At 69.9% G+C, this 2,030-nt stretch carries 1 protein-coding gene; it reads right to left on the bottom strand.

Annotated features, from left to right (window positions below):
* Nucleotides 1–2,030, bottom strand: a 2,030-nt coding sequence (locus BPODLACK_RS23040; protein WP_236577762.1) for a condensation domain-containing protein, incomplete at both ends; no start/stop codon positions are given.

Genomic DNA, 2,030 nt, shown 5'->3' with positions numbered 1-2,030 from the left:
AACCCCACCCGCTCCGCCACCACCGAACCCACCGAACGACCACCCCACCCCAACCCCACCACCACACCCCGCGACCAGTCGGCGATGGCGGCACGTTCGGTCGCGTCGGCGAGATCGATGTCGCCGACCACCACGGTGTCGTCGGCGAGACCAGCCGTCAGGACGTCGACGATCCGCTCACCCAGACGGCGAACGGTGCGGTCCTCGAAGAGATCGGTGGCGTAGACGATCCGCCCGGACAGGGCGGTCAGATCGCCGGCCGCGTCGCGCGCGGTGGTCATGCCGATCATGAGGTCGAACCGCGCGGCGGGAACGCCCGCGTCGACGGGCGTGACCGTCAGGCCGGGTACCGAGATCTCGCCGACGCCGGTCTGTTCCAGCGTCAGCATCACCTGGGCGAGGGGCGCGAAGGCTTCGCTGCGCGTCGGGGCGAGGACATCGACGAGATGCTCGAACGGCACGTCGGCCGCGTCGAAGGCGTCGAGGTCGGTGTCACGGACCTGCCCGATCACCTCACCGAATGTGGCACCCGGGTCGACCTGCGTGCGCAGGACGACCGTGTTGACGAACATCCCGACCAGTGCGTCGAGTTCGGCGCGTCCACGGCCCGCGACCGGCGTCGCGAGGGCGATGTCGGAGGAACCCGCCAGCCGGGACAGCACGACGGCCACCGCGGCGTGCAGCACCATGAACGCGGTCACCCCGTGCCGGCGGGCGAACCGGTCGATCGCGGACGCCAGATCTTCCGGCACCTCGAACTCCACGACGGCACCGCGATGGGACGCCACCGGCGGTCGCGGACGATCGGTCGGCAGTTCGAGAACGTCGGGCAGGCCGGCGAGCTTCTCCTGCCACCATCGGGCCCGCCGGCCGAGTTCGGAGTCCGGGTCGTCCACCGACCCCAGGACGCGCTGCTGCCACAGGGCGACGTCCGCGTACTGGACGTCGAGCGACGGTCGTTCCGGCGCGTGCCCTGCGGTGCGCGCGGCATAGGCCTGCAACAGGTCGTCGACGAGCGGCCGCAGCGATTCGCCGTCCGCCGCGATGTGATGGAGGACGACCACCAGGACGTGATCGCCGGACGCGGCGACGAGCCCGGCGCGAATGGGCAGATCGCGGGTCACGTCGAAGCCGGCGGTGGTGAGGGTCTCGATGTCGCCGTCGCGCCACCACTGGTCGACGGTCACCTCGTCGGCGGGCACGATGTCCTGCCATGGTCGACCGTCGAGATCCTGGGGGTATCGGGTACGCAGCACCTCATGACGGCTGATGACGTCGGCGAGAGCGGCACGCAACGCGACGGTGTCGAGGCGGCCGTGCAGCCGCATCGCGAAGGGGATGTTGTAGGCGGGCGATGACGGGTCGAACTGGTTGATGAACCACATCCGCTGTTGTGCCGCCGACAAGGGCAGGCGTGCCGGACGCGGAATCGAGCCCAGGTCGCCGGTCCCGTCGCCGATTCGCCGACCCGAAGGCGAGAGCATGGCGACCGAATCGCCGCCGAGTCGCTCGTCGACCCATCGAGCCATGGCACGGACCGAGGGGGCGTCGAACAACTCGCGAACGGTGAACGGCAGCGACAACGTGTGCGAGATCCGGGCGGCGACCCGGGTCGCCGAGAGCGAATGTCCGCCGATCTCGAAGAAGCTGTCGGTGACCGACACCCGGTCGACGCCGAGATCGAGGACGTCGGCGACGATCCCGGTGATCAGACGTTCGGTGTCCGACGCCGGCGCCACGATCTCACGGGGACCGGCATCCGGTTCGGGAAGGGCTTTCCTGTCGATCTTTCCGGACGTTCCGAGTGGCATGTCGTCGAGCACGACGAAGGTGTCCGGGACCATGTACGGCGCGAGACGACGCCCGGCGTGATCACGCACCGCCGGCACGTCGGCGTCCCCGGACAGGTACGCGACGAGTCGGTCGTCGCGCACCAGCACCGCCGCGGCGACGACCCCGGGTGCGGTCTGCAGGACCGACTCGATCTCCCCCAACTCGATCCGCTGCCCCCGCAACTTCACCTGAAAATC

Source organism: Gordonia sp. YY1, from assembly GCF_009872315.1.
Classification (GTDB): Bacteria; Actinomycetota; Actinomycetes; order Mycobacteriales; family Mycobacteriaceae; genus Gordonia; species Gordonia amicalis.
Note: the sequence above shows the minus strand (reverse complement) of the source record. Positions and strands in the feature narration are given on the sequence as shown.